The sequence below is a fragment of the Fictibacillus arsenicus genome (assembly GCF_001642935.1).
Classification (GTDB): Bacteria; Bacillota; Bacilli; order Bacillales; family Fictibacillaceae; genus Fictibacillus; species Fictibacillus arsenicus_B.
Genome location: NZ_CP016761.1, coordinates 3325446 through 3351447 on the forward strand (window position 1 = coordinate 3325446; position 26002 = coordinate 3351447).

The window sequence follows — 26002 nt, forward strand, 5'->3', positions numbered from 1 at the left end:
TTTTATTTTACCTTAATATCGGCATTCTTATAAAGAGCGGCAAGAGATACCCATAAAATAAAGGACACCAGCTAACTGATGTCCTTCTTCATTTTTATTTTCCGACTCTCGGATTCGTTTTAAGTCCGTAAAAAATCTTTCTTAAAAATTTATTTACAGGCGCGTGATCTTTTCCGACTAAACCGATTCGTTCAGCAATAAACTGAGTGATCAGCAGCAACACGGAAAGGATTAAGAGTGATCCCCAAAGCGTTGTTAAGTTGAAAAGAATCGCTGCGAGTCCGAACAGTGCACTCATCGCGTAAATCACAAGTACCGTCTGACGGTGAGACATTCCGCTGTTTAATAAGCAGTGATGCAAATGCGATTTATCTGGTGCAGATAATGGTTTCTTGTTCAAGAATCTGCGGATAATCGCAAACAATGTGTCTGAAATCGGTACACCAAGAATGATAATCGGAACAACGAGTGAAAATAATGTGATGTTCTTAAACCCTAGAAGAGAAAGAACAGCGATCATGTATCCTAAGAATAGCGCTCCAGTGTCTCCCATGAAAATTTTCGCTGGATGCCAGTTGTAAACCAAGAACCCTAATGTGCTTCCTAAAAGAATGATTCCAAGAGCAGCAACTAGAACGTTGCCATTGTAAATCGCCATACCTGAGATGGTGATCAATACCGTTGATGATACACCTGCTGCAAGTCCGTCAAGTCCGTCAATCAAGTTGATGGCATTCGTAATTCCGATAATCCATAAGAGCGTTAAAGGAATTCCAAGGAATCCTAGGCTTAACCGGTAATCAAATGGCAAGTTGATGAAATGAACTTCTACTCCACCATAAATGACGATACCAGCTGCGATAACTTGCCCAAGCATCTTCACTTTAGGGGAAAGCTCATAAATATCATCAAAAACACCTGTGATGATGATAACGATTGCTCCAAGTACAATTGGAACCGTATATTGGCTCGCAGGCTGAACGATAAGTACTCCGAGCACGAAGCTGATAAAAATCGCTAATCCGCCTAAACGCGGCATAATTCTTTGATGAACTTTTCTCTGGTTGGGCTTATCCGTTGCACCAACGAAAAAGGCGAACCTTTTCACGACAGGTGTCAAAAGAACCGACGCAATAAAACATATTAACAATGCCCAGTAAGTCATAGTTACACTCCCCAATTGGCGTGATGATTATTGTTTGTAAAAACGCAATTTATTTTTGTGTTTGATTTCGACAAAAATCAACTTTTAATTTATACACAGAGAAAATTATAGCATAGATAATTTCAATTTTGTGTGAAAAAATCGTTAACAAATTATTAAATAAATGAAAGCGTTTTTCTGCTATAGTTAGTTTCCGCTAAATACTTAAGCATTATTTTTAGAAACCCTGCCAAATCGACCCAATTTCTTTCCGATAAACGGTAAAGATTGTAATTCTTCTACTGTCATTCCCTTTGTCAGCAAAATGAAAACCGCAAAAAGCGCACCGCCGATTATTATTGCAACACCTGCATACAATAAGCTTGCAAGACGTCCGGAAAGATCTATTAATAATGTTGGATAACCAATCGCTGCTCCCATAATCAAACTTCCAATCGCAAAGGTTAAAATCGACCGATTTACAAAGGGCAATTTAAACGTTTGTTTAATTATAAGCGCATTGGCAACTGTAATAACAATATAAATAACCAATGTTGCGATGGCTGCACCTAACAATCCATACTGTGAAATCAGCATAAAGTTTAAAAGTGCTTTCCCGATTCCAGCTGCTACGATAATGATTGCCGCTGCTGTTGGTCGGTTGATTCCTTGCAGAATTCCTGTTCCAAGGACAGCAAGCGAAGTGAAAACCGAACTGAAGCTTACGATCGCAACAACAAGACTTCCCTCATCATTTGTAAAAAGCGCTATGTTTAATGGAAGAGTTAATGCAGCAATCCCTACGGCTGCAGGCCATGAGAATAAATGCGTTAAGTTGAACGAGCGTTTAATTACTCTATTCGCTTCATTCATCTCGTTTTTGGCTATTTTCCCTGTAATTAATGGGATCAACGGCAAAACAATTGAAGTTGAGAACACAGTGGCAATTTGAACAAGCGAAGCACCACGTGCATAAATACCGTTTAAGTAAAAGGTTTCTTTCGCTGTATTCCCTGCCATTTTCAGCGCTGAAGGAATAGTCAATGAGTCAACAACATTCAACAACGCCATCGTTAAAGCACCTACACAAATCGGCAGAGATAGCTTTAATATGTGCTTACTCGACTTTTTAAACGCCTCTATTGTATATGGACGATTCGAGCCCGGTTTAAGTTTCGATTTTTGAAAAAGAATTCTTAAAAAGATTAACGAAATGAGTGCCGCGATTGCTGAACCTGCCATCGTACCAGCTGCGATCGTTTCGTTATCCGCTTGAATAGAAACAAAATAATAAGCGGCAACGATAACGAGTGCCACACGAATAAACTGCTCAATCACTTGGGAGTAAGCAGTTGGCTTCATATCCTCGTAACCTTGGAAAAATCCACGGTAAACAGCCATATAAGGCGCGATCAAAAGCGTGATAGATACGACAATAAGTGAACTTCTCGTTTCTTGACCGCCTAAAATTTCTGCGATTTGATATGAAAATCCGTATAAGAAGCTAAATGAGAGAATACCGAAAATGACGGCTAAGATACCGGCCGTGTTAAAAATGTTTCGGATTTCAGTATCCTCGCCTTTTGCTCGAGCTTCTGAAATTAATTTTGAAATCGCAATCGGGATTCCGGCAACTGACAGAATTAGCGCTGTCATGTAAACAGGATAAACGAGACTAAAAATACCAAGTACATCGTCACCTGCGATATTTTGAAGCGGAATACGGAAAACAGAGCCTAAAAACTTAGATAAAAAGGTAGCGATCGTTAAAATGAGTGCTCCTCTGATGAACGTATTCTTACTCATGCTTGCCCGTCACCTTTTGCTGGATTACTTTTAATGCGAAGTGCGGCAGGCTAAGCTGGCGCTTCCATCGAGATGGTTGCTTCATCAATCGGTAAGCCCACTCTAGGTTCATTTTTTGCCAGAATTCCGGTGCGCGTTGAACCGCTCCAGCAAGCACGTCAAACGATCCGCCGATTCCCATGAATACACCTTTTTCAAACTTGTCCATGTTCTGCCCGATCCACAGCTCCTGTCTAGGAACACCTAGCGCAGTAAAAATAAGGTCCGGTTTCGTGCGCTGAATCTCGTTTGGAATATGATCATCATTCCAATCAAAGAAACCGTGATGAGCACCTGCGATCTTCACATTAGGAAATTGTGTCATAATCTCAGTAACTGTTTTTTGAAGCACTTCATCCTGTGCACCTAATAGATAAATACTGTATCCTTTTTCGTTAGCAATCTGAAGAAGTCCCATAAACGTTTCAAAACCGGTTACACGTTCAGGAAGCGGCCTCCCAAGAAGTCCCGCTGCTTTAACAACACCAATACCGTCCGCTGTTACATAGTTTGCTTTCTCAACGACTGCTCGGTAGTTTGCATCTTCACGAACCTTCATTACGATCTCAGGATTCGCCGTTACAACAAACGTCTTTTCTTCTCTTTCCAGATGTCCGCTTAATGTATTTAAGAATTCAAATAATGTTGAGTTTACGAAATCTACACCTAGAATTCGAACTGTATTTTTCAATGAAAGTCACCACTTTTTCCTTAATTAACTTTGCTTTTTTTAGCAAAGTTTACCTATTTTAAGTAAAACACTAATAAATATATCATAAAACGGTCCTAAACTATATGGTCTGTAACTATATGTTTCACCTTATAATAGGTCGTCTTCCACTTTAGTTTTTGAGGGAGGTGGTGGGATTATCCAAGTTTTCTGTAAATGATATGCAGTTTGTGAAGTGAAAATGGTGCTAGGAAAACGCATAAGGGACATCAAAAATGATAATCTCACGAGAATTGGTGTTAATCTCACGAATTTGAATCTTATTCTCACGAGAAATTACCATAATCTCACGAAAATCAAGCACATACTCGCGAGTCGACAATCCACACTATTATTTGGCGGGGTGCACCGGCCAATTTAAAAAGCCTAACCCCCAGGAACATACCTCATTCCCTTAAGTCAGGCTTTTTTCTTGCTTTTACTCTTGAGCCAAATTCAAAAGCTTCATGTTCGTTCCGTAGGACGCTCCATGACTGTACACATAAGCTTTTTCATAATTAGCACCGTTTAAGTTCTTAGGTGCAATCTCATACCAAGTTCCTTCTTTTTCAGTAACAACTGTATCAAGAACTAAAACAGGTAACCCTGTTACTGTAAGTTCATACAACAAATTATCACCAACAGTCGGTGTACTTCTTACTTTAGTTGTAGCACCTTTAGTTAAAGTAACCGCAATATCATACCTATTACGTTCCTTGCCTCCTAACGCTACATCCATTCTGTGCATGTGACCAGCAATCTTTTGACCCCAGTATGGATCTGCCGCATAGAAAACATTCATTCCAAGATCTTTGTTCCCAAGGAATGCGCCTTGGTACTTAAAGGATTTTGTGAAATATCCTTTATCTGGGTTAGTCAGGCGATCAACAAGTGCGTTAAAACCTTCATCATAATTAGCAAATGCACCTGCTTCTCCAGAACCGTCATAAGCATCTAACCCGAATAAATTAAAATTATTTTTTGCAAATTCACTTGTACCCCATTGGCTTTCATGTATCGCATGGGCAAGCATATACATCGCATTGATGTTTTGCTCCTCTTCAACTTCTTTAAACTTTGCACCCATTGTTTCTAGAACAGAAATTCCAAGAGTAGAAGGTTTATTGTCTTTCACGTATTGATTCAGTTGCTCAGCAGTATACGAAGTCTTCGTGTAAAGAGGCAGCTTATTGAAATACTGATGAGCTTCATATGTTGCCCCAGTTGATTCATTCTTATAGAGACTGCCATTTTCACTTACATATTTACCCTCAGGCATATCTGCATCACTTCGTCCAAACAAGTAAGATTCATGCTTTTGCGCGTGGGCATTGTACACATAATGTCTTAACAAACCGTCTTTTACTTCATAAAAGCTTTCACCTTTAACTTGAACAGAAGGGATGAGCTTCGCTTCTTTTAATTTTACGTAACCCGTCTTTTCGCCAAACTTTACTTTTATCCAATTCTCACCAGATTCTAAAAATTCAACCGGTGTCCCTGATGCCACACCGATAATTATATGGTTGAACGTTGTGTCATTCCAAAGGTTAACTGTAGGTGCAATAATGCTGTTCGTCACTTGACCTTCTTCAATGGAAACAATCTTTTTGTATTTTAAAACAACGTCATTTGTTCCAGTTGCTGCTGCTTTTGCTTCAGCATAACTAGCATACTGCGTGCCTTGTTTTGTTTCATTCGCAGTAGCTGTACCTACATAATAAACAGGCTTTGCATAATCCAGCATACGGATCAAAAATGCTGACGTCATTCCACGCGTAGCATTCTCTTTAGGATTTAACTTATTGTTTGAACCAGCTAAAATACCAGCTCCCACAATTCTTTCCATAGAAAGTTTTGCATACGAACTCACATGATCTGCGTCATCATATGTAGACAAATCTTTCGCAGGAAGAGCAATACCTTGTTTCTCAAGAACACTATTCATGATTGATGCGATCTGCTCGCGAGTAATATTAGCTGTCGGAGAGAACTTTCCATTCCCTGTACCGTTAATTATTCCTAATTGTGCTGCTTGTTGAATGGCAGTATATCCCCAATAGTTTGTCGGAACATCCGAAAAATCAGTCGGATTGGTTACAGGCATATTCCCCTTTCCTAACACACGAACCATTAACGTTGCAAATTCAGCTCTAGAAATCGTTTTGTCATGCTCGTAATCGATTACGCCGTTTTTATCTGCACCTTCCATTAATCCTAGTTCAATTAATTCTCTCATTGGCACTTTAAAATACTTAGTGTCTAGACCATCACTCGCCGATGCACCCTGTGCTCCCAATCCGAACAGAAGCACAAATGGCAATACTAAAACCAACAAAAATTTCTTCAAAACTTCCCCTCCAAAATAATATTTTTCCACTTTCCCACTACTATTCTATCAAACTACAACCAAAGATTACCATAAATTTTATTATATTTTCCTAGACAAAAAGAAAAAGGCTATTGAAATTAGGTTCAATAGCCTTCTACGAAAATATTATTTTGCTAAAGGTAAATCTCTCAGAAGTGTTCCATATGGTCCATCTTCTTTGTAAACGAATGCTTTTTCATAATTAGCACCATTTAAATTCTTTGGTGCAATTTGAAGCCATATTCCTTCATTAGTTTTAGACGCCACCTCGTTTAAAACAAGAACTGGTGTACCTTCTAAAGGAATGGAATACAGCTTGCTAGCTTCAGCTGTCGCATCGCTTCTTACATTTACTCCGTCCGTTAACGTTACCGAAATTCCATATTGGTTACGTTCCTTCTCACCTAAGTAGCGGTCAATTCTGTACATATAACCTGCAATTTTTTGTCCCCAGTAAGGATCAGATGCGTATCGAACATTCATACCTAGTTCTTTATCACCAACAACTTCACCGTTTGCTTTCCATCCTTGAATAAAATAGCTGGAAGTCGGATCGAGCAAGTATTCCTTAACCAGAACTTCAATACATGCTTCATAGGATTTAAATGTATCGCCGCTCTCATACGCGGAGCCATCGACTGCGCGAATACCGAATAGATTCTTTTTATCGATAGCAAGCCTGCTTGTGCCCCAACCACTTTCATGGATGGCATGAGACAATAAATACATCGCATTGACGTTATATTTAGCTTCTACATTTTTGAATGCTTGTCCTAAGTTTTCGAGAATCGTATTGTCCGCAGCTGATTCAGGCTTATTATTCTTAACAAAATCATTCAGCTGTTCTGCCGTGTAGCTTGTCTTCGTATAAAGTGGCATTACATTAAAGTACTGATACATGTTATAAGTGTTGCCGTTTCCAGAAAATGAATGACCATCTTTACTCTTATAGTCTCCATTCGGAAGGGTTCCGCTGCTTCCAAACCAAAATGCACCATAAGTATCTGTGTTCACGTTATACGTATAGTGTGTCAGCTTTCCGTTTTCAGCCTTATAATAAGATGCACCTTTTACTTTAACAGTCGGATGAAGTGTTGCTTCATTCATCTTAAAGTAACCGATTGTATTATTGAACTTAACCTTAACCCATGTTTCACCGGCATCTAAAAATTCCGTTTCTGTTCCTGCAACTAAACTAAAGTAATGATCTCCAAATCCGCTAGTCTTATAGAGTACAGATGCAAGTGGCTGAACTTGAGCTGGAGAAACAACTCCACTCTTCATGTAAACGACTTTGTTGTCTTTTAAAACAACGTGATTAGCATCTGTCGCTGCAGCTTTTGCTTCATCATAGGTTTCATACTCTTTAACATTTGTAGTAGAATCCTTTGTTACTGTTGCAAGATAAAAGTTTGGAACAGGCGGTTTAGGCGGGTTCTTCAGAACGTCTATCATACGCACTAAAAATGCGCTCGTCGTTCCGCGTGTTGCATACTCAGAAGGACGGAACGTGTTATCACCATATCCTGCAATAATTTTTGCATAAACCATTCTTTCTACAGAAAGTACTGCCCAGCTTTGGACCTTTGAAGCATCTGCAAACTTCAACTCTGCTTCTGGAAGCTTGATTCCTTTATATTCAAAAGCTCCATTCATCATGGAAGCCATCGCTTCTCTTGAAATCGGTGCATCAGGCAAAAACTTGCCGTCTGGTGTACCATTAACAATGTTCATTTCAGCAGCTTGCTGAACAACTTTGTAATACCATGCGCCTTCTTTTACATCAGAAAAACTTTTCGGGTTGATGACTTCTAAATTTTGCGCTTCTAAAACACGTACTAAAAATGCCGCAAACTCGGCACGGGTTACATCACGATCTGGCTTATAGTAAGTCTGGCCATCAATGACTTCCCCTTTTAAATAACCCAAATCGATGAGCTTTCTCATATCCCCTTCAAAATAATGCCCTGTAATGTCATCAGCTGCACTAGCTGAATATGTGCTGAACAACATGACAATAGACAATAATAATAAAGCCAACCATTTTTTCACTATACTACCCCCATTTGTAAAAATTACTAAGGTTCACCACACCCTCTCTTAATCTACCAATATTCTACATAATTTGCTAGGAACTTTCAGACTATCTTTTATTTAACAATTATAGTGAAAAAGAAAAAACCCACCTGAATTAGGTGGGTTTTCATTTAATTTTATTCTTCAGTTCCAAACAGTAATTCATACCATTCTTCATAATTACTTTCAACTTCATCGGATGTATACAGTCTCCAGCGATTATTTTCTAAGCGGAGATAGGCATAACCTGATGCATCTTTTTCGTATTCTACAGTTTCCCCATCTTCTGTTCTTTCCATATCATATATTGCATTTTCCAGCTTTATTTTTACAAGGCGTGTGTTAATCTCGGCATTTTCATAATCGATTCCAATATCACCTGTAAGAACGCTATTGTAAACTACAAATTTCGGTTCTAAAATCATATCTAAAAAAGTATTACTTGCTGAGTGGGCAAATCCCATTTGTCTAACATCAATTAAGTCCCTCATTGCATCCCAGTTTTTCTCATTGATGTATTTTGTACCTTTAGTTTCGTTATCCAAAATAACTAATTCTAGCATTTCTTTAGTAGGTAGATTAGCTGTTTCATTTTTTAGAGAACGGTAGATCATAACGATGGATTCAGCACGTGTTGCCTGATTGTTTGGCGCTAACTTATCAGCTGAAATACCTTTCATAATGTCTAATCCGTTCACCATACGAAGATGGTTGTAAGCCCAATGATCCTTAGGAAGATCCTTGTAATCTTTTGGAGTACCATTCTCAAATTCTACTGTTTTATTAAATGCACGAACAAGCATAGCTGCCATTTCAGCACGCGTAATTTTCTTGTTTGGCTCAAATGTTGTAGCAGATGTTCCGCTTACTACTCCATTCTGATAAGCAATTTGAATGTGTGTTTTTCCCCAGTGTTTACTGATGTCTTTAAAAGGAACAGTTTTTCCATTCGCTTTTAATTCCAAAGCACGTACGATAAAAGAAACAAACTCACCACGAGTAATTTTGTCGTCTGGGTTTAGAAAAAGTAAATCAAATTCTACCCCGTCATCCTCAACAGTTTCAATTGTACCTCTTACAATGTCTGCATACAGCATTTCCCATAAGTTATTCTCAGCCCAGTGCCCTTCAATATCTACCGGCATATAGTATGTAAACGGATCTTTGTATCCAGCCGCACTTGCAGATTGACCAGCGAACGGTGTTGCCAACAGAGACAAAGCCAATAATGAACTTGCTAGTTTTTTCTTCAAATTCTTTTCCTCCTCTTATATTTTACATTCTTGGAAATAATAATATCTTTCAGGAACTTTTTCTAATGCTTATTTTACTATCTTTAGGAGGAAATGTTAAGTATTTAAATTTTTAAAATAATTATCCAGTATATACTATGGAACGATATTCTTAACAAACGGAATCTTTTGAAGAATAACGACTGCTAGATAACTAGATAAAGTTACAACAATAAACGTTACGGGGACTCCGAATAGTACGTGAATCGTTCTGCTGTGAAGCGCAAAGCCAAAGAGATCTTGAAAAATACCAGACTTATATAAGGTTAGAAAGAACGGGTGAATCAAATAGATTCCAAAGCTTGCAGCTGCAAATGAACTCATAAATGGCACGTTCATATTAAACGAATGTTTAAATAATACGAAAACTGCAGCTGAAACAAGCACGGTATTTGGCGACAAATAATCTAGCCAAAAAATGTCCAAAGCACCTTTTGAAGACGTTGCCCAGTACGTACCAAAGATTGTAACCAGCATTCCAACGATTCCACCCGCATAGATAAGCATCGTTGTTTTTTTACTTATTGTATGTTTAGCGAGCAAGTAGCCTAATAAAAAGTATCCAGCGAATCCCCAGAACATCCCCATCTTGAAACCGATGTGCATGGACGTAAAATAGAAGATTACGTTTTCGAAGCACATAAAAAACCAAATAGCGACAAAATAAATCATTAGATTTGTACGGTGTGCAATAGCACGAAAAAGCGGAGTTGCGAAATAAATTCCGACAATCATATAAAGAAACCACAAATGGTAATAGGCTTTTCCTGTATATATATTTTTGATTGCAGTTTCAATTGAAAACAGATCCAGCTGCGTTCTGACTTTAAAAAGTTCATAAAACAGTGTCCAGAAAAGGAACGGTATGATGATCTTGGAGGCTCTCTTTTTAAAGAACACAGAAAGAGGTTCTTCTTTCCCCAGAAGCAATGCTCCGCTGACCATAACGAAGACAGGAACACTCCATCGTGCAAAACTATCGATAAGGTTTCCTAGCCACCACGTTTTAGAAATATCCACTACCATTAATGAAGCGATTACATGAATCATAACAACGGCCATGATAGCCAGTGATCGAAGTGCGTTTGCGTATTGAATCAATGCATTCCCTGCTTTCCTATTTAACTATGAAATTTTGTTGATTTCGTCTTAATCATACAAATTGGTTTGGTATATGACAATATTTTCTTTCCCACCAGCAGATTATTTAACCATTTTTGACAAAATCATTCTATTTTTGGATATTTTTATAAATCCTTGTGATATACTAGTTTCAGTATTTAATAAGGAGAGAGTAAGATGTTGACCTACTTGAAAAACATCATAGATGAGCAGCAAAGAACGTTGAAGAAATACACCAAAATGGTAGACCAAATCAACGAGCTGGAAACTATTTTTAAAAAATATACAGATGAAGATTTGCGAGCAAAAACAGCTGAGTTTAAAGAACAGCTCGCAGAAGGAAAAACAATCGATGACATAAAGTTCGAAGCGTTTGCGGTTGTACGTGAAGCTTCCAAGCGTGTGCTTGGCATGCGCCACTTTGACGTGCAGCTGATTGGCGGACTTGTTCTATTAGAAGGAAACATTGCTGAGATGGCAACGGGTGAAGGTAAAACGCTTGTCGCTTCCCTTCCCTCTTATGTCCGTGCACTAGAAGGCAAAGGCGTTCACGTTATCACGGTTAACGAATACTTGGCTCGCCGTGACAGCGAATTTATTGGACAGATTCATTCTTTTCTTGGATTAACAGTTGGACTGAATGTTCCGCAGATCTCACCTGAAGATAAAGCAGCTGCGTATCAAGCAGATATTACATATGGTGTCGGTAATGAGTTTGGTTTTGATTTTCTTCGAGACAACATGGTGCAGCAACCTTCTCAAAAGGTTCAGCGTCCTTATCATTTTGCGATTTTAGATGAAGCGGACAGCGTACTGATTGATGAGGCTAGAACTCCGCTAATCGTTGCGGGTAAAACACAAGTAAGCCAGGAGCTGCATTATGTTTGTGCACAGCTTGTTAAGCGTTTTAAAGAAGAAGAGCACTACCTGTTTGATCCAGAAACGAAATCTGTAAGCTTAACTGATGCAGGAATAGACCGCATTGAAGCATGTTTTGGTGTTGGCAACCTATATGAACTTGAACATCAGATGCTTTACCACTATGTTCTTCAAGGATTGCGTGCTGCGATCATGCTGAAGCGCGATGTTGATTATATCGTACGCGACGGAAAAGTGGAGCTCGTTGACCAGTTTACGGGCCGTATATTAGAAGGCCGCAGTTACAGTGACGGCCTTCATCAGGCGATTGAAGCCAAAGAAGGACTTACAGTAACAGAAGAAAACAAAACACAAGCCTCTGTTACGATTCAAAACTATTACAGAATGTACCCGATGGTTTCTGGAATGACGGGAACTGCGAAAACGGAAGAAAAAGAATTCCGTGATGTGTACGGCATGCATGTTATTCCGATTCCGCCAAATAAACCGCGTCAGCGTGAAGATATGACGGACCGTGTTTATGCGACACATGAGCAAAAGTACGAAGCGATTGCTGAGGAAGTAGCTCGCATCCACGAAACGAAGCAGCCTGTGTTGATTGGGACAACTACAATCGCACAGTCTGAAGAAGTGGCATCCTACCTTGATAAAAAAGGCTTAACGTATCAACTGCTGAACGCAAAGAGCGAAGAGCAAGAAGCACAGTTGATCAGTCTTGCTGGTCAAAAAGGACAGATTACGATCGCGACAAACATGGCTGGCCGCGGAACTGATATTTTACTTGGCGAAGGCGTAAAAGAGCTTGGCGGGCTTTATGTTTTGGGAACAGAACGTCATGAAAGCCGCCGTATCGATAACCAGCTAAAAGGCCGGTCTGGACGTCAAGGAGATCCTGGACGCTCTCAATTTTTCGTAAGTATTGAGGATGAGATCGTTAAGCGTTTTGCTCGTGACGAGATGGAAAAGCTGCAAAAAGGAATGAAAACCGATGATACAGGCTTGATTTTAAATCAGAATCCGGTTGCATTCATGGACCGTGTGCAGCGCATCTGTGAAGGTTTTAACTACTCTAGCCGTGAGTATACGCTAAAGCTGGATGATGTCGTGAACCAGCAGCGTACGATCATTTACAAGCTTCGCGATCAGCTTTTAGTTAAAGAAGAGGTCTTCCCTTATGTAAAAGAGATGGCTGAGGAAGCGATTGAAAAAGTGTACAACGATCATATTACAGAAGATTTACTGCCGGAAGAATGGCGTTTAGACGAACTGCAGCACGACTTAACAATGATTTACGGAAACTACATTCAATTAAAAGATCGCTACCAGGAAGATTATGAACTTCAAGATGATCTGAAGGCACAGCTCACTGTTTATCTAGAGGAACTTGAAGCCTTTATGCAAGCTGATGAGAAGATGACACAATGGCTGAAGAGCTATACAGTGATGGCGTTAGACCGTGAATGGGTCAGTCATCTAGAGGCGATGAGCCACTTAAAAGAGGGAATCGGACTCCGCCGTTATGGACAGGACGATCCTATGAGATTATATGAAAAAGAAGGCCTGCAGATCTTTATCGGGACACGCCACAAGATTCATAAAGCGGCGATTCGCCAACTGACACAGTTCATGCAAGCTGTAGAAAATCAAAAGCAAAAACAATAAGGAGGTCCAATCATGCTTTCTCTTTTTAAAAAGAAAAATCTAAACAAAACAGGAGAAGACACGACGGTGTCCTCTGAAGAATTATTAAATGAAACGGTGGAACAAAGTATGGAGGAAGAAGTAGAAACGAAACTATTTTACTCTCCTGCATATGAGCCAGCGCAGGAATTAAAGTATGTTTATCAATTTTTGAACTTGGAGCTTTCTCCTTTAAAGCCAAATCAAATCTCACTATCTGGTGTAGATTTGAAGCAAGATGGCAGCGTAACAGTAACTGCCTTTGTACGCAACAGCTTAAGTAAAGCAATTAAATTGCAGGAAATGCCGCTATTGTTACTAGATGCAGATGGTAAAAAACTAGCACGCAAAGCGTTTGACCTTTCTGTTGTTGGAGAGATTCCGGCGAAAAGCAGTGTACCTTGGCTGTTTAGTTTTGGAGCAGCTGACTTGTCTGTTGAAGGTGAACTTCCGAAGACTGGCTGGAAGCTTGCATTTGAATTAAAAACACAGAAAAAGCACGCTTTAGATCTAGAAGAAAGCTGGGCGAACAGCCTTCCTGAAGAAGATAAAGCACGCTTACATCAGCTAGTAGCTGACATGCAGGCACCGAAACCTGGCGAAGTGAACTTCATGGGGCTTCAGGCGAAAAAGTCTGAGGATGGCAACTTGCACGTAACGATGCTTATCCGAAATGGTTCCGATAAAAACATCCAGCTGCAACAGCTTCCGCTTGAAGTTTCAGATGCATCTGGTGATGTAATTGCTAAAGGCGGTTTTGCGCTGAATGATTTTGAAGTAAAAGCGAACACGAGCAAGCCATGGACGTTTATCTTCCCTAGTAATCTACTACTGAAGGAAGAAATCGATCTGTCTGTGTGGAAAGCTTATCCTCCACAACAAAATCAATAATATAATTGAACCAATCCTTAAGACGTATAAAAACGTTCAAAGGATTGGTTTTTTTTAAGCATAAAAACCGTGGAAGCAGGTTTGATTAAGCATTATACTGAAAATAATGACTAATTCTCGGAGTACAAATGTGAAATCTAAAAAACAATGTTATTTACTGCTTAGAAAAAAATTAAAGGTCCCCGTTTACATAGCTTTAATTATTTACATGACACTATTATTTTACGTTACTTTGCTAACAAAAAATGATTATGTTTATGGTGAGGCTATAAACTTAGATTTATTTCGCACGATTATTTTAATGTGGAATAGCGGGAATCAAATGCTGCTCCTTAAAAACGTGTTAGGAAACCTAATTCTCTTTTTTCCGTTAGGGTGTATACTTCCGCTTTTATTTAGATGGGCTAATCATTTTATTTCTTCTGTTTTATATGGATTTTTGGCAAGTCTATTAATTGAAACAATGCAATATACGATTGGAAACCGCGTCTTTGATGTGGATGATCTAGTTTTGAATACGGCTGGGACTGTATTAGGCTGGATGTGTTTTAAGGTTTGTTTTGGAGTAGTTTACCTCGTTTTGAGGAGAAGGTAGAGAATGGTTGAGTATGCGGATTGGGTGTCAGATAATGTCGTAGAATGGCGGCTTGCGAGTATATTTTAATTTTCGTGAGATTAGAGGTCTTTTTCGTGAGATTACGGCAACTTTTCGTGAGAATGCCACTCATTCTCGCGAGATTGTTTCAACTTAAAGTTACTAACTGAAATCATCTCCCTCAAAATACCTCTTACAATGCAGAAACCATGCCCAAATCACTAGGCATGGTTCCTTTTTTCTATTAATTTTCTTCAACTGCAGGCGATTCTTCCAAATTCGGAACAGATTGAGACTCAATCTGACCATTTTCTGATTCCTGTGTTGTATTTTGCTCTTCTGTTGCATGTTTCTCAGCATCTTCAGCTGGTTCTTCTACAACTGGAGCTTCCTCTGCTGGTGTTGCTTCTTCAGCAGGTGCCGTTTCTTCAGTTGGTACTGTTTCTTCTGGCTCATCTACTGCAGGCTGTTCCTCTACCGTTTGAGTTTCTGCCGGAGCATCTGTCTCTTCAGCAGGCTGCTCAACAGCAGGTGCTTCCTCTGCTGGTTGCTCTGCGGCCGCCTCTTCAGTAGTAATGTGAACCGTCAACTCATCTTGTGACCATGCTACATCGAAGCCGAATGCGTTCGAAATAATTCTCACAGGAAGCATCGTTGTATTCTGATCCACAATTACTGGTTCACTCATGTAAATGTACTTTCCGTTTACCGAAATCGTACGTTCTTTAAGATTGATCAACATTCTCGTTCCATCTTTTTCTGCCGTCACAATGTTATCTGCAAACGTAACCGTTGCTCCCATTGCGGTTAACAGATCACGAAGCGGTAAGTACACCGTGCTGTAGCCATAGATATGTGCTGGTGGATCAAAATTCTGCTGTTCTCCATTAATCGTTACTGCTACTGGATCCGGGTTCTTCACTTTTGAATCCATCACATAACGGTCAATGATTGATGCTGTGTATGTGTCGTTGTTCCATTTCGTTTCTGCACCCAATGCGTTTCCGATAAAGCGAAGCGGTACCATCGTTCTGTTATCAACGACTTGCGGTGCCGCATCAAACGTTACTGTTGATGTTCCACTCTCTGAAACAACTGTTGCTGAAGTAGAACCTAATTTAAATGTTACTGTTCGATCCCAACGTGTTGCCTTGATAACGCCTGTTGAAGCATTATAGTTCACCGTTGCTTCTAACTCTTCAAAGATTCCGCGCAGCGGTACAAACGTACGACCATCCTTCGCAAAGGCATTTTCATCATAATTGAAGAGCTTGCCATTTACGTGAACCGTAATTTTTTGTTCTGGCTTGTAGCGAGGGCTCTTCACATATAGCTTGTAGCCTTCTTGTGCCACATAGAGTCCAACATATTTATTTTGTGACCAGATCGCCGGATATTCTGATACTGGAACATGCGTATTCCCTGCATAATTTCCAAGCTCAGGCGTAAATCCAGGACGCTTGTATTTGATGATGAACCAATCCGTATATCCTCCGCCTGAAGGATTCGTGCCCGGATAAACTAAGCTATATCCAGTCAAGTTCCCAATCACTTTGGCATACGCATGATCACGATCATACCAGCTTCCCGTCTGGTGGAAATTCCAATATAAAATCTCTCCGCTCGTGTGATAAGCGAGAGACATTTCAGGATTTACTTGAGCTGTAAAGTTAACCATCACTCTAGATTCAGCCTGATTTACAGGTGCTGTACCTTTGTAATTGCTCCAGGACGGACCTGACTTATTGTTCTTAATGTTTGCCCAATCAGCATCATACTGACGATTAAGATCGACACCGCGCGCATTTGCTTTCCAGCGTTTGAAGTCTGTGCTGCCTTCGTTCATGTTGATCAGCTTCCAATGATCTGCAGAAGGAAACTTCGTAAGCCCGTATTGTTGCAGAGTTACACCATCCGGATTGACCATCGGCACGAACCACATCGTTGTTTTATTTAAAATATCTCGCACGTTATACTTCCCAAGATAATCTCCGTTCGTATAAGCACTCGCATATTCATCAATCATATCCATGGATAGATTGGTCGAAATCCATTCGCGGGCATGATGCGAACCGTTAACTAAGACTGTTGCATTTCCTTTACCTAATTTAATCGCGTAAATCGGACGGTTATATTCACTGCGTCCAATTTCTTTATAGCTGATCAAACCAGGATAATGCGCAGCTAGTTCTTTCATGTCTGTAACCATCTCATCATATGTATAAAATTGATTTGGATTAACTAGATCGTGTGCGGCTTCTGCTTTTTGGCCTCCCGTAAAACCAAAGACAGAAAACATGGAGACGATCAGACAAAGAACTATGAAACTATGAAGTTGTCGTTTCCCCAAAATTATTCTCCCCTTCCAAAAATAAACTACCTTTGTAGCGTATAAGTATTACGTTTTGTAGTCAATGTAAAAAAGCCTTATCTTTTGTTAAGCTATTGTTACAAAACATCTAAAATTTGCCTAATATAAATTTTATGCATAAACGAACAAAAACCTGCTCAAATTTGAACAGGTTTTTGTTAGGATGTGTTACTTAGTATCCTTAATATCGGCTATATTTCTATAACGTTTAGAAAAATTTATAGTATTTTTTAATTAATTTATATAACGATCCAGCATGGATGAAAATTCAGCTCTTGTGATCGGGCTATTTGGTCGGAATGTTCCGTCCGTATATCCGCCAGTAATTCCGTTAGCCAAAATCGTCTGGATGGAATTGTACGCCCAGTAACCTGGTTTCACATCAGAAAATGATTTGGTAGTTGTTCCTTCTAAATCATAAGCACGTTCGATAATGGATGCCATCTCACCGCGAGATAAAGTTGCATCAGGTCTGAACGTACCGTCTGTAAAGCCACCCATAGCACCAATTGAAGCAACCGCTGCAATTGTTCCATATCCGTAAGTGTTTGGTGTCACATCAGCGAAACCAGGATCTTTTACATTGCTCGTCGCTAATTTCATTTGCTTTGATATCATCGTTGCCGCTTGAAGACGTGTAATGTTGTCATTCGGTCCAAACTGTCCATTCGGGTACCCGCTGATGATAGATTGGCTTGTTAACTGTAAAATTGAGCTCTTCGCCCAAGGTGCTTTTTCTAAATCTGTAAAAGCAGGTTCTACATAAGCTGCATCATAAACAGCCTGCAGGTTTTCGAAATAGATCGTTCCTTTATTATGTTTAGCTGCATCTGTTTCTGCAAAATAAAGCTGCTTGAACTTTATCGGGAATGCTAGATTTGAATCCAGCTTCGCCTCGCTGTAGCCCCAGCTTTTCCAAGTCATTCCGCCTGGTTCTGTAAAATCAATCTTTTGCGTTTGACCGTTTGCATCAATTACTTCTCCGCGAAGCCAATGACCAGACCCGTCATTATAGGTCCAAACTCCAATTGCCACAGGCTTCCCATTTACAGGAATGGATTGGTTGGCTTCTATATAAGCTGCTGCAGTACCGCCGCCGCTATTCGTAAAATCATAATCTACTTTCGCGGATGATCCTTCTCTAGCAAAATACGAACTGGATGAAAGAGCAACCGTCGAGCGGGCTGTTTGAGTTCCCCAGTTAGATAACGAATTAAAATGATCCAGAGCTAAATACTTTGTTCCAGCTGGTACAGAGTTTGCAACCGTCACAGGGATTCGCGCAACGGCACCTCCCATGCTAGCTACAATCGTTCCTTTGCCTTCTGTTTTAGCAACGAACGTATTGCCTTCCATAACCCCTACTCCGCCTTCAACTGTCCACGTAAGCTGAGAAGCTGATAGACTCATAGGGTTATAGTTTTCATCAAGTGCATATTTCAAAGGAATAGCTGCCTTCATACCCACTTCAAGAGTTGGAGCTGAGCCTAAAACAAGAATAGCCGCTGCCCCTGTTGGAGCTGTGTTTACCACTTCTAAAATCGACGAAACCGCACGCTCCACTCCGTCAGATGGCGTATTCATTAAAACAGGCTCATACGCACCATACGGACGAGCAACCATCGCAGATGATCCCCCGCCGTCCAGGTTCATAGCGTAGTCTGCACCAAGTAAAATCAAGTAGTTTGCCATAGCTGTTAACGATGAACCGGAACTCGCTTTAGATCGTCCATCATTCACGATGAAAAATAGTTTCTTATAATCTGCATCGTAAGCTACCACTGTTCGCGGTGCACGGTCTTTTACGAGATAATCATTTGCAGACATTGAAATTTCCACTTTTCCGTTGCGAACGAGCAACGGTCCGCTTCCTACAATAAACTTCGCATCTTTCCATTTCGCCTCAATGTCCGCTGATACTGAAACCGTATCACCTTTTTTCAAACCAGCTAACTGATCAGCATAATCCTTTCCTGCAAATGATACAATCATTCCACCGGCAGGGATTGTACGGTCACCAGGCTGAGTCATTCTAGTAATCTCTGAAACGGTTCCTGTAATCGTATCACCAAACCCAATTTGCGCAGGATCTTTTGATGTGTTTGTGATGACAATCTCCGTACCCCACTCATTAGTTCCAGATGTAGTTAATTTATTGTTTTTTGTATAAAGAATACCTGTATTTCCTTCACGAACAGAGTTCATGCTATAAAGGGGGAGTGTTTTCCCGTTAAATCCAAATGATAGACTTGGTCGAGTATAATCGATGATCGGCTCACCATTCGCACCGATTCCAAACCCAACTGCTATATTCATAGGCGAAGTAGAATCCGCTGTTACCACTCCATAGTTTACGATTTTATTGTCTTGTGAAAGTACACCAGTTGGCGCGTAGCCGTATTTATCATTCGATCTAAAGAAAGACGCGTTTACTGCACCGACTACATAATGTCCGGCTCTGTTATCCAGCTTCGCCCTCTTAGACACCGTCATTAAAGAACTGATCGGGTTTGGAACACCTACTTTAATTTGTGTGTTCGGATCACCAATCTTCGTTTCTACCATAAAAATATCCTGATTCACAGTGGAAGTGCTATATGTAATCTCCTTAAACGTTGCTGCTTTTGAGAGCTTAAACTCTTTTACCGTTTTCCCATTAATAAATTCAGACGCATATGTATGACCTGCACCTAAAAATGTCTGTCCTGCCAACACTAAAGCTAAAAAAGCCCCCGCCTTTTTAGTAACTCTCTTACCCCTCATTTTAACTTATCCCCCATACTCTAGATGAAAATTTTTCCATTACTATACTATTTTATAATAAAATCCATAGATTGCAAGATTATGTCAAAATATAGTGAAAAAGGACTAAAATTGTTTTATCAGTAAAATTAATGTAGAATTTGGATGTAAGATTATACGGAGGGCTTTATTATGAAAAAACATTTGGTGACAACCTTACTTTTGGTACTGATTCTATTGCAAGCTTGTTCCAATGATACTCCTGAAACAATGAAAATAAATGACAAAGAATACTCTTATAATGAGAGGTTAATAGACAGTCTTGATTTAACAAAAGGAACAAATGATTATATCCAATTGCAGATAAAGGGTCTGCCTCCTGAAAGAACACCTGATTATAAAATTGAGCTTAATGCTGACGATAAAAGTGAAGTAATTATGGTGTGGGAAGAGAACAAACAGGATTTATCCTATCTCGTGGACATAAAAAAGGAAAAGGATCAATTGTTTACGCAGATTAAAGGAAATGAAGCGGAAGAAATAAAAAAATTACTTGAAGAGTACGAGGATTAAACATGAGAAAAATCGTTTTGTTTGGCATATCAGTAATATGTGTATTGGTTTCATTAATTATTTTAATTTATAGTATCGGCAGAACATCTTTAGTTGGAATCGCCGTTTTCCCATTGTGGATTGCAATGGCTTCATTTGATCCTGTAACCGGTGAATCTTCTTTGCCTATAGCTGCAATGGTGCTGTTTGGCTTCGAACTTTTATTTGTTTATATGAACTTTTACTTTATAAAAACAGTTCTTAAATGGAGCATCTCTTTTAGCAATCGATTAAAAAACAACATTGCAGTTGTGTTAAATGCACTGTCCTTTATTAGTATCGTTATTTCTGTATTGCTTGTTTTTACTACTCTGACAAGTAATACTCCGAATGGCTTTGTAATCTATGGAGCTTTACAACCAGCATATAAGTATGAAGAAACGAATCTATTTCTATCAAACCTATGGGTAATCTTTACCTTTTTATCTGCCGCATTCTTAATCTATTTAAACATCCGTTTCATAAAGTGGCTGAGACATAAGATGAAAGAAAACAATGTTCAAACTGTTGAGCAGAAATAAGGATATTAAAAAGCTCTGCAAGCGGTGACTGCAGAGCTTTTGTTTATTTATCAATCTTATTCAATATTCCCGACACGAGCGCATAACCTTCTTTTTTCAGAAGCGTTCTGTTTTCATCAACACGTTTGAACACTTCATCATCTAGATATCCGTGCTTTGCTGCAGCGGCCCAAGGATTGTTGCGCTGGTTATCCTTTTTTATAAACCAATCAAACATCCAGCGAGCAGCTTTGTCACAAGTTAATGGTTTGTCACCCGTCACTTCAGGCCACTCAATCGTTTTATAGAGCTTCGAGTCCGTTCTCTCCACTCCATTCTTCACCATCCACACAAACTGATTCTCTGTAAAAGGTTCGTTAGGCTTCAAATCATTTTCGTACCCAGCGAACAGAATGCCTCGTGAATATAGATCCTTCACAGCTGGATAGAACCATTTCCCTTCATATAAATAGTCCAAATCAAAATGGTAGAGATGAGCACCTTTGGCGATCAGCTCGTCCTGCAGCTCCTTCACCAGTTTTTTATCCTTTGACATCTCTCGGAAATTCACTTTATTTTTATACGATAAAACAGATGCCATACCTGCCGCTTCTGCTGTCGACATACCAGTCGGAACAATACGCGCGCTTCCGGCGGCCAGTGAAGAATAACCCGATGCTTTACTCGCTACCAGGAGATTATCTACTTTCTTTGGAACTAGGGAACGAAACGGAATCGCATACTGCTTCGGATTTAAAATGATATAGTCTTCCCCGTCTGGTTCGGTGGCTTGAACGTCAACCGGATACGATCCAAACGCAACGGAATCCCAATGGTCTTTATATTCCCACACATCTGAGATTGGCAATTGATACTCCGCTTTGATGTGGCGTGTTTCACGAACATAAAGTTCTTCTGGATAGTCTGCAATCTCTGCCTTTTCGAATCCAGGGAAGTTCGCGCGCAGAAACGCCAATACATGCTTCGTCTCTTCTTTCCCGATTTCAATTGCTTCTTTTTTCGACTTTTCATCTAACCCATTCGCTCCGAATATTTGAAGTGCATTAATGTAAATGTCGCCATTTGTTACCCGTGCGATGTTGAGTCCGCGCAACCGGGTCCGGTCACTCTTTGGCTTATACGCCTCAACAACACCCCAGAAACCATACGCCGTACGAGGCTGAACGACAGCTTCACCAAACGTTTCATCCTTCGCTACTTTATAGACCTTGCTCCAGTCCACATTTTTAAAATGCATCATGAGCGTAACGGACATGCTTGTGTCTTTTTTTCCGATATCCTCTTGCCCTATAAAATATGGCACTTTTGCTAATGCCGCAAAGTCAGCATGAGCGGTTGTATCAATATAACGCTTTGCTTGATAGCGCATGACACCATCTGGATTTTTCGCTTGAATTTGATGAATAGCCGTCTGATCTTCATTCAGCTCTACCTTTTCCACTTCCGTTTCAAACTTCAGTGTAATATTTTCTTCGTTTTTTACTAGCTCGTCAAAAGCTTCCCCAGCTTTATCAATGTCAAACGAGATTTCCTTATCCACCATCTCGTGCCACTCTTTAAAAATTCCGGCGTTCGCTGGCTTCTTGTCTTTATCAAGACCGAGGTCGAGAAAATTTAACTCTCCGTATGTAAACAAGCCGCCTAGTCCATCACGCTTTACAAGTAAAAGTGTTTTAGCACCAGCTCTTGCTGAAGCAACCGCTGCTGCCACTCCCTCTGGCTCTCCGCCTACAACGATTACATCATAGGTATTGAGCGGAATATTTTCGTCAATCCGCACGACATCATCATTTTTATAAAGGTAATAGCCAGTCCCAGCTCCCGCTATTAACACAATTCCCAAAATTATCGCTATCCACTTTTTCAATTGTATCCCTACTTTTTTCTGGACGATTCTTAATTGACCGTCTCATTCATATGTATAAAAGTACATCTCTTATTCTAGCAAAAGTCTATTTACAAGTTTAGACAAATTTCTTACAAATCATATCAATCTGGAAAGGAAAGTTCAAATGAAGAGTAGATCCCTCGCACTTGTCACCTTGTTCTTTGCTCTGTTTTTGTTCGTTCTCGTTAAACCCGCAAAAGCCGATCATGGAAGTTCCCTTATTTTCGCGGCACATAATGATAAGATTCTTTTTGATTTGAGCCCCGCTCCTCGAGCTGTGAACGGTGTTTCATATGTACCTGTCCGATCGTTCAGCAAACACTTTGGATTTCAGGTGGACTGGATTGCAGCTACCGGTGAGATCAGGCTGACCAAAGGTGCCCAGGTTATCACGTTAAACACGAAAACAAAACAGTTCATTCAAGGAAACTCTTCTGTTCCTTTCTCCTATATAAACATCAATAATAGTTTACTTGTTCCCTATCGTCAGATTAGTGAAGCGTTCGGTTACAACGTTTCTTTTTCCTATAAAGGTCCAATCGCGCGAGTTTCGGATGCAAATGCAAAGCTAACGTTAGATCAGCTTTATGAAACTAACAAAACACAAATAGAAGCATACCGAAAAGCTCATACCCCTCCACCGCCAAAACCGCCTGCTCCATCACCAGCAAGAAGAGCATTCTTAACCTTTGATGATGGACCGAACAAACATACAGCAGGAATTCTGGATTATCTTAAAGCGAATAACTTGAAAGCTACATTCTTTGTTCTGAAACCAAATGCTGATAACAACCCCGTATTAATTAAACGGATGTTTAACGATGGCCATACCATTGCCTGCCATGGGGTCACACATGATAAAAGTAAGTTCTATAGTTCGCCTTCTGCCGCAGTTGGTGAGATGAAGTCATGCTTCGATTCAGTTAAGAAAATAACTGGTGGAGCAGCTTCAAACGTCATCCGGACTCCTTACGGCAGCAAACCATACATGACGGATTCTTATCGAACAGCGATGAATCAGGCAGGCTATAAAATGTGGGACTGGAACGTGGACAGTCTTGACTGGAGCTATAATAGTGCGACAAAAACGAGCGCGTATACAAATGAACAGATTAATGCAGTCATTAAATCTGGTGCGGCTCCCCTTGTACTTCTTCACGATAGGATAGATACTGTTGCAATCTTAAAATCGATTGTCCCTAATTTAAAAAGTAAAGGATACACATCGTTACCGATCACCTCTTCCATCCAGCCTTATAACTTTTGGAACAAGTATGTCTTGAAATAATAATAAAAGCTGAACTCCTAAACTAGGGTTCAGCTTAACATCTTACTTTCGGTAAGATCCATAAAAGAGATAATAAAGCGCAAAACGATATTGTTCCAGAGTTGAATTATATTGAACAGATGTAAGAATTACTGGTTTTTCCTCATTAAATTTCGGATACCATTCGGCATGCATTTCTTCAAAATAACCGTCTTCTTCTACTTCCCAATTATTATCCATTTCAGTAGCATCACCATGAACAGCTTCTAGCTGCTGAATTAACTCCTGATATTTTTGAGTCGCTTCTTCTTTCGTCATAGATTCTGATGCGTAATGATATTCAATACTTTTAAGAGAACGTTCTTTTGGAAAGAACTCGTAGCCTGTTTGACCATCTGGGCCTAAGACATTTTCACCTTTATAAACTAAATACGGATATGACTCCTCTCCTAGTTCTCCTTTTTCAATTGCACGAACGGTTGTATCGTCCATGCCAAGTGAGATGTCCCCAATGGTTTCTATTGGTTTAGATGGCAGCTTCTCAAAGAACCCGCTTGTTTTAATATCTGCATGATTCATAGAGAAGTAAGCACTCCAGTCTTGTGCCCCAGCAGCTCTATCAAAAAATTCGACCGAGTCATCTCCATCACGTTCTGTAGACAAACCAATCAGTTCTCCATCATAGTTGAATAGAGGCGTGCCGAAGAACAGGTTTGTAAATCTAGTATTCGTATAGAATTTACTTGCGATAAACTCTGAGAAATCTTCAATTTCGATTTCCACTGCATCTTTTGCAGAAAGAGATATAGCTTTCTCGCCAGCTTTGAATTCGTTTGAAATACGAACCGGCTCAACATCTACCGGAGAAGAAAGTTTTAGAAGTGCCATGTTTTTATCCCTATCTAACTCAACTACGCCTTCTACCGTAGCCTCTTTTCCATTGCTCATTTCAATAACTGCACCCTGCGCCTGGTGTACAGCTGTTTCAGTAGTCAGCACAAGACTTGGGCTTACAAACACACCTGCGCCAGGATACACATACCGCTGACCGTGTTTGATTTTGTGGATCGTAACCACTTTTTCTTTGTTTTCCAGAACCAGTTTTGCAAATTCAGCACTTGATATATGTACACGCTGAGTTTTTGAATCGTATGCTACTTTAGCACCCAATGCTTCTCCGACAAAACGAAGCGGAACCAACGTGCGGTTGTTTACCGCTTGTGCCGCAACATCAAGCATCTTTTTCTCACCGTTTATGTATGCCGTTTTGGATCCGATCTTAAGTGTAACCGTTGTATCCTCATCTTTAATTGTAACCGTTTGATCAGAAGAACGATATTGAACAGCAGCTCCTAAGTTCTCGGAAATTCCACGAATAGGCACTAAAGTGCGGTAATCCTTAATGATTGGCGGCTGGTCGTACGTTTGTTTAACTCCATTCACATATACCGGAATAGTGGTTGCGGCATTTGCCTCAATCCCTGTTAAGGATGTTAAACTTATAGAAAGACCTAAACCAAGACTCAAAGCTTTCTTTCTAACATTCATCAGTTTCTCCCCTTTTCTATTTTAGAAAATTATACCATTATAAATAATAAATAGGTTGGGTTTTCCAATAAATTTACAAAACACAAACATTTGGAGGTACCATGTCTGTAGAAGTTTCAAAACTTGCTATATCACCTTTGTTTATTTTTGTGACCATTCTCTGTATCTTACACCTCATAATCTTGAGAAAAGAAAACGGTTGTTTGACTGTTATCGGCAGGATATTTTCAGTCATTTACATTGCAATATATATTTTGGCTCTATCTTTCTATTTTGTACGATAGCTTATTAGTCTCTTCTCGCAGCCGATCAGAAATTGCAGTTAAATTATCTACATCTTTTCTTAATCCTTCTAGCACTTCTTCTAAACGAATAAAGTCATCTAGTAATTTTTCCAATCCTTGCTTCACTCCTGTTTTCATAGAAAAACCCGTAACCTAGGTGTTACG

General features: G+C 39.8%; 18 protein-coding genes. 6 read left to right on the forward strand and 12 right to left on the reverse strand.

The window, feature by feature from the left end; all coding sequences use genetic code 11:
* Window positions 1–94: 94 nt before the first annotated feature.
* The 7 genes from ABE41_RS17030 to ABE41_RS17060 form a co-directional block, all read right to left on the reverse strand.
* Window positions 95–1165: a glycosyltransferase family 4 protein gene (locus tag ABE41_RS17030; protein WP_066292937.1), complete on the reverse strand. Its 1071-nt coding sequence runs from the start codon at window positions 1163–1165 to the stop codon at window positions 95–97.
* A gap of 204 nt (window positions 1166–1369) precedes the next feature.
* The gene (locus ABE41_RS17035; protein WP_066292940.1) at window positions 1370–2950 is read right to left on the reverse strand and encodes a putative polysaccharide biosynthesis protein; all 1581 of its coding nucleotides are present in this window, start codon (window positions 2948–2950) and stop codon (window positions 1370–1372) included.
* On the reverse strand, window positions 2943–3680 hold the full coding sequence (locus ABE41_RS17040) for a WecB/TagA/CpsF family glycosyltransferase (RefSeq protein ID WP_066292943.1): 738 nt from the start codon (window positions 3678–3680) through the stop codon (window positions 2943–2945). The genes ABE41_RS17035 and ABE41_RS17040 overlap by 8 nt, the downstream gene beginning before the upstream one ends.
* Before the next feature lie 457 nt (window positions 3681–4137).
* The gene (locus tag ABE41_RS17045) at window positions 4138–6048 is read right to left on the reverse strand and encodes an S-layer homology domain-containing protein (RefSeq protein ID WP_066292945.1); all 1911 of its coding nucleotides are present in this window, start codon (window positions 6046–6048) and stop codon (window positions 4138–4140) included.
* 147 nt (window positions 6049–6195) lie between these two features.
* Window positions 6196–8121: an S-layer homology domain-containing protein gene (locus tag ABE41_RS17050; RefSeq protein WP_066292947.1), complete on the reverse strand. Its 1926-nt coding sequence runs from the start codon at window positions 8119–8121 to the stop codon at window positions 6196–6198.
* A gap of 161 nt (window positions 8122–8282) precedes the next feature.
* A complete protein-coding gene (locus ABE41_RS17055) occupies window positions 8283–9398 on the reverse strand; it encodes an S-layer homology domain-containing protein (RefSeq protein ID WP_066292949.1) in 1116 nt (371 codons plus the stop codon).
* Between the two features lie 135 nt (window positions 9399–9533).
* Window positions 9534–10538, reverse strand: coding sequence for an acyltransferase (locus ABE41_RS17060; RefSeq protein ID WP_066292951.1), 1005 nt, complete (start codon window positions 10536–10538; stop codon window positions 9534–9536).
* Window positions 10539–10736: 198 nt separating this feature from the next.
* Between ABE41_RS17060 and secA2 the strand changes: the two genes are divergently transcribed.
* The 3 genes from secA2 to ABE41_RS17075 all read left to right on the forward strand — a co-directional run bounded on the left by secA2 (window position 10737) and on the right by ABE41_RS17075 (window position 14604).
* Window positions 10737–13100, forward strand: a complete 2364-nt coding sequence (secA2, locus tag ABE41_RS17065; protein ID WP_066292954.1) for an accessory Sec system translocase SecA2 — start codon at window positions 10737–10739, stop codon at window positions 13098–13100.
* Window positions 13101–13112: 12 nt separating this feature from the next.
* Window positions 13113–14009, forward strand: a complete 897-nt coding sequence (locus tag ABE41_RS17070) for an accessory Sec system S-layer assembly protein (RefSeq protein ID WP_066292958.1) — start codon at window positions 13113–13115, stop codon at window positions 14007–14009.
* A gap of 130 nt (window positions 14010–14139) precedes the next feature.
* Window positions 14140–14604 (forward strand): VanZ family protein, encoded by a 465-nt coding sequence (locus ABE41_RS17075; RefSeq protein ID WP_172827371.1) that lies wholly within the window; start codon window positions 14140–14142, stop codon window positions 14602–14604.
* A 244-nt stretch (window positions 14605–14848) separates the two neighbouring features.
* On the opposite strand, the gene ABE41_RS17080 is transcribed toward ABE41_RS17075, so the two are convergent.
* Together ABE41_RS17080 and ABE41_RS17085 are read right to left on the reverse strand one after the other, a co-directional pair.
* The gene (locus ABE41_RS17080) at window positions 14849–16954 is read right to left on the reverse strand and encodes a stalk domain-containing protein (RefSeq protein WP_066292960.1); all 2106 of its coding nucleotides are present in this window, start codon (window positions 16952–16954) and stop codon (window positions 14849–14851) included.
* A gap of 255 nt (window positions 16955–17209) precedes the next feature.
* Window positions 17210–19738, reverse strand: coding sequence for an S-layer homology domain-containing protein (locus ABE41_RS17085; RefSeq protein WP_083207854.1), 2529 nt, complete (start codon window positions 19736–19738; stop codon window positions 17210–17212).
* A gap of 171 nt (window positions 19739–19909) precedes the next feature.
* Here ABE41_RS17085 and ABE41_RS17090 point away from each other — a divergent pair, with 171 nt between their 5' ends.
* Together ABE41_RS17090 and ABE41_RS17095 are read left to right on the forward strand one after the other, a co-directional pair.
* Window positions 19910–20290, forward strand: a complete 381-nt coding sequence (locus ABE41_RS17090) for a hypothetical protein (protein WP_066292963.1) — start codon at window positions 19910–19912, stop codon at window positions 20288–20290.
* 2 nt (window positions 20291–20292) lie between these two features.
* Complete coding sequence (locus tag ABE41_RS17095; RefSeq protein ID WP_066292964.1) at window positions 20293–20850, forward strand: hypothetical protein; 558 nt, start codon at window positions 20293–20295, stop codon at window positions 20848–20850.
* 43 nt (window positions 20851–20893) lie between these two features.
* On the opposite strand, the gene ABE41_RS17100 is transcribed toward ABE41_RS17095, so the two are convergent.
* Window positions 20894–22717, reverse strand: a complete 1824-nt coding sequence (locus tag ABE41_RS17100; protein ID WP_156774303.1) for an FAD-dependent oxidoreductase — start codon at window positions 22715–22717, stop codon at window positions 20894–20896.
* A gap of 145 nt (window positions 22718–22862) precedes the next feature.
* On the opposite strand from ABE41_RS17100, the gene ABE41_RS17105 reads away from it, so the two are divergent.
* On the forward strand, window positions 22863–24026 hold the full coding sequence (locus ABE41_RS17105) for a polysaccharide deacetylase family protein (protein WP_066292968.1): 1164 nt from the start codon (window positions 22863–22865) through the stop codon (window positions 24024–24026).
* Window positions 24027–24068: 42 nt separating this feature from the next.
* Here the strand turns inward: ABE41_RS17105 and ABE41_RS17110 are convergent, their stop codons facing one another.
* Window positions 24069–25553 carry a stalk domain-containing protein gene (locus tag ABE41_RS17110; RefSeq protein WP_066292969.1) on the reverse strand — a complete coding sequence of 495 codons (1485 nt, stop codon included), beginning with the start codon at window positions 25551–25553 and terminating at the stop codon, window positions 24069–24071.
* A 260-nt stretch (window positions 25554–25813) separates the two neighbouring features.
* Window positions 25814–25951, reverse strand: a complete 138-nt coding sequence (locus ABE41_RS21145; RefSeq protein WP_156774304.1) for a hypothetical protein — start codon at window positions 25949–25951, stop codon at window positions 25814–25816.
* Between the last annotated feature and the right edge of the window lie 51 nt (window positions 25952–26002).